Source organism: Longibacter sp. (genome assembly GCF_051155795.1).
Taxonomy (GTDB): Bacteria; Bacteroidota; Rhodothermia; order Rhodothermales; family Salinibacteraceae; genus Longibacter.
In genome coordinates this window covers 1-6,868 of record NZ_DAXETW010000172.1, presented here as the reverse complement: position 1 = coordinate 6,868, position 6,868 = coordinate 1, and the positions used below count along the sequence as shown (strand labels likewise).

At 62.8% G+C, this 6,868-nt stretch carries 6 protein-coding genes; all 6 read left to right on the top strand.

The features are described from left to right. Positions 1–1,560: ribonucleoside-diphosphate reductase subunit alpha (locus tag ACFCU0_RS15980; protein ID WP_434974683.1), on the top strand; the 1,560-nt coding region annotated here is incomplete at its 5' end. A gap of 381 nt (positions 1,561–1,941) precedes the next feature. After that, positions 1,942–2,481, top strand: a complete 540-nt coding sequence (locus ACFCU0_RS15975) for an RNA polymerase sigma factor (RefSeq protein WP_434974682.1) — start codon at positions 1,942–1,944, stop codon at positions 2,479–2,481. 35 nt (positions 2,482–2,516) lie between these two features. Beyond that, the gene (locus ACFCU0_RS15970) at positions 2,517–3,590 is read left to right on the top strand and encodes an anti-sigma factor family protein (protein WP_434974681.1); all 1,074 of its coding nucleotides are present in this window, start codon (positions 2,517–2,519) and stop codon (positions 3,588–3,590) included. Positions 3,591–3,651: 61 nt separating this feature from the next. After that, positions 3,652–4,899, top strand: coding sequence for a DUF4097 family beta strand repeat-containing protein (locus ACFCU0_RS15965; protein ID WP_434974680.1), 1,248 nt, complete (start codon positions 3,652–3,654; stop codon positions 4,897–4,899). Between the two features lie 465 nt (positions 4,900–5,364). Then, positions 5,365–6,276, top strand: coding sequence for a universal stress protein (locus tag ACFCU0_RS15960; protein ID WP_434974679.1), 912 nt, complete (start codon positions 5,365–5,367; stop codon positions 6,274–6,276). Between the two features lie 275 nt (positions 6,277–6,551). After that, a partial coding sequence (locus tag ACFCU0_RS15955) for a hypothetical protein (RefSeq protein ID WP_434974678.1) occupies positions 6,552–6,868 on the top strand: 317 nt, incomplete at its 3' end.

The following is a 6,868-nucleotide window of genomic DNA, read 5'->3' as shown; positions in this document are numbered from 1 at the left end:
CGCCAGATCGCCGACCACGCCGAGTCCATCCTCGGCATCGACGGCTTCGGCGACACGTTTTTCGACTACGTCAGCCGCGGTTACTACTCCCTCGCCTCCCCGATCTGGTCCAATTTCGGACTCAACAGAGGCCTTCCGATCTCCTGCTTCGGCTCCCACATTGAGGACTCGATGGACTCGATTCTCGACACCCACGCTGAGGTCGGGATGATGACGAAAGTCGGCGGCGGGACGTCGGGATACTTCGGCGATCTTCGGCCGCGCGGTGCGCGCATCACGAACAACGGAACGTCGAACGGCACCTATCCTTTCGCGCAGCTCTTCGACAAGATCATCAACGTCGTGTCGCAGGGGGAAACGCGCCGCGGCCACTTCGCCGGTTACATCGACATCGAACATCCGGACGTCGACGAGTGGCTCAACATTCAGTCGGACGGCGACGCAATCCAGACGATGTATTACGGCGTGGTCGTGGGCGACGACTGGATGGAGGCCATGATCGAGGGCGACGCCGACAAGCGGGCACTCTGGGCGCGCGTGATCGAGGCGCGAATGAACCACGGGATCCCGTACATCCTCTTTCGCGACAACATCCAGCGCGGGCGGCCGCAGGTGTATAAGGACAAGGGCTACAACGTCCGCGCCAGCAACCTTTGCAGCGAGATCGCGCTTCCCGCGACGGCCGACGAGAGCTTCGTCTGCTGCCTCTCGTCGATGAATGCGCTGCACTACGACGACTGGAAGAACACGGACGCCGTCGAGGTGATGACGTTCTTCCTCGATGCGGTGATGCAGGAGTTCATCGATGGCGCCTCCGACATCAAGCATATGGAGCGGGCCGTCCGCTTTGCCAACCGCCACCGGGCGATCGGGATCGGCATCCTGGGATGGCACTCGTATCTGCAATCGCAGCGCATCCCGTTCGAGTCGATGGAGGCAAGCATGCGCGGCGCAGAAATAGCGAAAACGATCAAGGAGCGCTCTTACGCCGCGTCGGCCGACCTCGCCGATCGATTCGGTGAGCCGGACGTGCTTGAAGGCTACGGGCGTCGCAATGCTACCACGATGGCGGTCGCCCCGACTAAGTCCAGCAGCTTCATCCTTGGCCAGGTAAGCCCGTCGATCGAGCCGATCAAGAGCAATTACTTCGTGCAGGATCGCGCGAAGGCGAAGGTTACCTACAAGAATCCGTACTTGCAGGAACTGCTGGAGGAGAAGGGCTGCAACACGGACGCCGTCTGGGATGACATCGCGCTCCGCGACGGCTCCGTCCAGCACCTCGACATTCTCACGGACGAAGAGAAAGCGGTCTTTAAGACGTTCAGCGAGATCAGCCAGATGGAGATCATCAACCAAGCCGCCAGCCGGCAGAAGCACATTGACCAGTCGCAGTCCCTCAACCTGGCGATCGACCCGGCGAATACGCCCGTGAAAGACATCAACCGTCTCTACATCGAAGCCTGGCAGTCAGGGGTGAAATCGCTGTACTACCAGAACGGCGTCAACGCCGCCCAGAGCCTGTCCCGCGAGCTCCTCGCCTGCCGCACCTGTGAAGGGTGACAATATTCTGGTTCAACGTTCAGGGTTCAAGGTTCGGAGTTCCGAGTTTCGGATTCGGAGTTCCGAGTTTCGGGTTCCGGGTTCTGAGTTCCGGGTTCTGAGTTCGGGTTCTGAGTTTTTGCTTGCCTCGATCGCTTCCTGAGGACCTTCACACGTTCACGCCTTCCCCCTTCACACTTTCACCCCTTCACCCCTTCACACGTAGCCCCCTATCCAGCGGCAACACGCCTTCACATTGATTACATATCTGGGCGTGTAAACCCTTTCCCCGTCGTCTGTGTCGGAGTGGGGTGAAAGGGGCGGGCAGGCTGCTTTGCGCCGGCGGTCGTCCTTACCCTGCGGCATCCTACGATTCTTTTCCTGAACCCGGATGTGCAACCTGTGACCTCTGCGGCAGCCCCTTCCACCGGGGTGGCGTTCCAGGAGCTTGTAGAAACGCACAAAAAGCGGGTCTACTACCTGGCGCTCGACCTGACCGGTAACCATCACGACGCCGAAGACCTGGCGCAGGACGTCTTCATCAAGGCGTACCGGGCGATGGATTCGTTTCGCGGCGACGCAAAGATTTTCACGTGGCTGTACCGGATTGCGGTCAACACCCACCTGAATCGCCGCCGCAAGAAGGCCGTCCGCAATATGCAGTTGCAGGAGGACTTCGATCGTCAGGCCGACGACTCCGGCGCACTGCCGGACACGGACGAACAGGCACAGCGGCAGCAGATGCAGTCGCATATTCGGGCCTCCCTGGACGCCCTCTCCCCCCGCGAGCGGTCCGCCTTCGTCCTGAAGCACATGAACGGCCTCACCATCAAGGATACGGCCGCCGCCATGGACATCGCGCCCGGCACCGTGAAGAGCCTGCTCTACCGTGCCACCCGCAAGCTGCGAGACGAACTGGCCTTCTACCGGGATGACCTGTAGCCCGGTCACCGCCCACCCTTTTCTCCCTCCCCGTCATGCGTGACGCCTGCCCCACATTCAAGCCCCTCATGACCGAGGCGCTGTTCGGCGACCTGCCCCCCGGCGACCAAACGCGGCTCGACGACCACCTGAAGGCCTGCGATGCCTGCGCGGCCGAATTTGCCTCGTTGCAATCCACGCTCGAGGTGGCGAGCGCGTACGAACGCCCGCAACGCTCCGATGCGTACTGGGATGCATTCAGCGAGCGACTCTACGAACGGGTCGAGCAAGAGCCCTCTGCTGCCCCTGCGGATGCCGCCGTCCCGTCGTGGACGGACCGGCTCGCGACCTGGTGGGCGTCGCGTCCCGCCCTGCTCCCCGTCACGGGGATGCAGTGGGCCTTCCACGGAGCCCTTGCCCTTCTCCTTATCGCCGCTGGCCTGACGCTCGGCCGGATGACAGCTCCAGCACCGACCCCTTCCGACCCGCTCGCCGAGACTGCAGGCCCGGCGACGGACCCCCTTCTCGTCCCCATTAACGCCGGCGTGAATGGCGCGAACATAGAACCGCGCCTGACGGGCGTGGAGGACATCACATACGACGTGACCGACGGCGCCGTCGAAATCCGGTACAACACAACGAACGACGTGGTTGTCCGCGACAAACCCGACGACCCGAAGATTCAACGCCTCCTCCGGGCAGCGCTCCTCGATGACAACAACCCGTCCTCCCGGCTGCACGCTGTCAAGACCCTCGAAGCGGCGCGTCCCGCTGCCGACGACGAGGTCATCAGCGCACTCACATACCTGGTCCGCGATGAGTCGAGCCCCGACATGCGACTCCGTGCAGTCCGAGCGCTCCGCCGCTTGCACCAGACGGCCCCGATGAGCGAGTCGACCCGCGGCGTCCTCGTCAACGTCCTCCTCGACGCGGACCTCCCCGCGCTACGTATCGAAGCGCTGGAATCTCTGACCAACGATACCATGCTCTCTTCTCCGGCAGCCATCAACAATGGAGCGCATGCCGTCCCCAGCTTCCTGCATCAGGCTCAGTCCGACTCCAACGGCTACGTTCGCTACCGCGCCGGCGAGATGCTGCAGCAGATTCGAACCGATGCCGGCGACTCGTGAGGCAACACCCCGCCACGCCGTCGGTAACGCCCTTTTCCATCTTCTTAGCCATCCGTCATCCATGACTTCCCTCGTTCGCACCGCCACCGCGTTCCTGTTTCTCGCCTTGTTGATCGGCGGCCCAAGCACACTGGCCCAGGAGCTCCAGCGCGACGGCAATCGCTTCCTGCAGGTCACCACCAGATCGTTCGAGGTCGGCCCGGGCGGCACGCTCGACATTTCCACGAAGGGCGGCCCGGTGTCCGTGGTCGGGAGCGACCGATCCAACGTCGAGGTGGAAGAAACCATCCGCGTCCGAACGTCCAGCCGGAGCAATGCCGAGTCCACGATCGCAGACACGGAGATCACCTACGACGTCAGCGGCTCCACTCTGTCGATTCGAACCCCGGACGGCTGGGGCCGCTCCGGCGTCTCCCTCGGGTTCGAGGTGCTGGTCCCGAAGCGGTTCACCGTAACGGCCTCGACGGCGGGCGGACCCGTTTCCATCGAAAACATCGAGGGCCGTGTGGAAGGCGCCACATCCGGCGGTCCGGTCTCGGTCGAAGACATCACCGGTGATGCCGACGTTAAAACCTCGGGCGGCCCCGTCTCGCTGGACAACGTGACGGGCGAAGCTACGGCCCGAACCAGTGGCGGACCGATCAGCGCCGAGTTGATTGGCGGACCGCTGGACGCGAAAACCTCGGGCGGCCCCATCTCGATCGAGGACGTGGGGGGCGACACCCGAATCGAATCGTCGGGAGGTGGTTTGAGCGCCGTCAACGTTCGAGGCTCGCTCTACGCACGGACGGCAGGCGGCAACATTGAGGTCGACGGCGCGACGGATGACGTAGAGGCGCGAACCTCAGGTGGCGATATCGAGGTCACGTCGATCGGCGGGTCACTCATCGCGAAAACGGCCGGTGGCGACATCGAAGGGCGACAGATCGACGGCAGCGTCGAAGCAACCACGCGGGCCGGTGACATCGAACTGGAGGCCGTCGGCGGGAGCGTCGCCGCGGAAACGTCCGTCGGCGACATCGAGATTCAAATGCTCGCTTCCGGTAGCAACGATTCTTCCTTCCGAACGTCCCATGGCGACGTCGAGCTGTTCTTGCCGGCCAATGTGGCGGCGCGCCTCGACATCGAGGTAAGCAGCGACTGGGGCGGACGCATCGACCGGGACGACATTACAAGCGACTTCCCAATCACCATCGAAACGGACCGGAACGGCGACCTTCTCCGCGCATCCGGGACACTCAACGGCGGTGGCCCGACCGTCGTGATCCGCACCCGAGGCGGCTCCGTCAACATCCGGAAGATGCCGTAGCGAGCGTTTGATCGTTTGTCCGTTGGATCGTTGGATCGTTGGATCGTTGAGCGTGGGATGGGGTTGAGGAGTATGGATTGAGTACTGGGAATGTGGGATAGGGACTGTTATCTCCGGCGTTGTGCTACTCGCAACATCGGTAAACACATCGCGTCGGCATCTTAGGTGACACGTTGCTCTGTCGGTCGAGGGGTCTCTGAATGGGCAGGCCATTCGATGGGACACCTCCATCCGGAGGAGGGTTGACCGCTCGAAAGGCGTCAGATACAAGCGGAAAATCGATTTCGAGTGGCATCCATCATGCCGAGATGATCTGTTACCTACGAACCTGAGGCAGACCCATTGAACCCTGAACGTTGAACCCTGAACCTAACCCCACCACATAGAAACGTACACACTCAGGTGCGTACAGCCCCCTCCGGCACGCCTGCTTTCCGTAGATCCTCTCAGTGAATCGGGATTGCGATGATCTCAAACGTTCTTTGCGCCCGCGACTTTTCTCCTGCTTCCGAACGTGCATTCAACTATGCGCTGGATGTTGTGGATCGGACGGCCGCGTCGCTGCATCTCATGTACATCGAGGAGATTTCGCTCGGCATCTTTCAGGGAGATCCTTCCCCGGCTCCGGGCCGGCGAGCCTTGCAGAACACGTTTGAGGAACGCTGTCGGGCCGACCTCGCGGACGTGCGGTCGGCCCCGGAAGACGACCGTGTCTCGCTGGTGGCGAAGCGAAGTGGAGCCGTCGCGCCGGCGCTCGTGGAGTACGCGGAGGCAAACGACATCGATCTGCTCGTCATGGGCACCCACGGGCGTCGTGGCGTTGAGCGCGCCATGGTCGGCAGCGTCGCGGAGGAAGTGCTGCGAACGGCTACGTGCCCGGTTCTCACGACGCGCGCCGTAGAGCAGGAAGACGACCACGCGGGACCACTGTCGCCCTCGGTCGAGCGCGTCGTGGTGCCGGTCGACTTCTCCGACGCGTCGCGTGCGGCGCTACAGTATGCCACCCGTGTCGCAGCGATGTACGACGTGCCGATGACGCTCGTGCATGTCGTCAGCCTGCCGAAAGTGCCCGCGGTCTACGGCGTCGAGTTGCCGGCGCTCTCGCAGATGGAACTGATCGACCGCGCCAAGGCGGAAGTCGAGGCGTGGGCGGAGGAGATGATTCCGGACGACCGAAACGCCAACTGTGCCGTCCACGCCGGCAACCCCGTCGGCTCGATCTTCGAGACTGCATCCTCTCCGAGCGACCTGGTGGTCATGGCCACGCGCGGGCTGTCCGGTGTGAAGCGCATGATGCTGGGGAGCGTGGCGGAAGGCGTGCTTCGAGGCGCGCATGGACCAGTGCTGTCCTGCCGGTCCTTTCCTTCGCTGCCATGACGACCCGAACATGACGACCCGGATGCTTCATGGGCGGGGTTAAACTCCGTTTACGGGGGACTGGACGCACCAACGTATTCCGCCTGTGCCTCAGGTGGAGACACGGTTGAGAGTAGGCACCCTGTTTCGAGTAGGCCCGACCCGGTCGGGCTGATGACCAGGCGCGTGCCTTCGTCGGGGATCCAACAGTCGTTCGTCCCCTTGACAAACTCGGGGCCGTTGTGGTGCCGGGAGGATGGCCGTCCGTTCTCTCGCGTCATACCGGTCCGTTCGTTATGCTTGAACTTTCTTCTACGCTCCGGCGCCGGCTGATTTCGCTGGACAGCCGTATGATTCACTGGCTGGACCGGTACGGTCACCGGCTTCACCGCGTATCGCTCGGCGTGCTATTCATATGGCTCGGTCTCCTGAAGCCGATGGGTCACACGACAGCTACGTCGCTTCTTGCTCAGACCGTCTACTGGGGCTCTCCGGACACGATGGTGCTGATCCTGGGCTGGTGGGAGGTCGCCATCGGGCTCTCGATGCTATCCCGTCCGCTGGTACGGCTGGCACTCTTTCTGCTCCTGCTCCGCATTCCCGGGACGATCCT

What these genes read in the sequence shown, in the direction of transcription:
- ACFCU0_RS15965 (WP_434974680.1), top strand. Translation starts at nt 3,652, where the DNA reads ATGACTTCCCTCGTTCGCACCGCCACCGCGTTCCTGTTTCTCGCCTTG.
- ACFCU0_RS15970 (WP_434974681.1), top strand. Translation starts at nt 2,517, where the DNA reads ATGCGTGACGCCTGCCCCACATTCAAGCCCCTCATGACCGAGGCGCTG.
- ACFCU0_RS15960 (WP_434974679.1), top strand. Translation starts at nt 5,365, where the DNA reads ATGATCTCAAACGTTCTTTGCGCCCGCGACTTTTCTCCTGCTTCCGAA.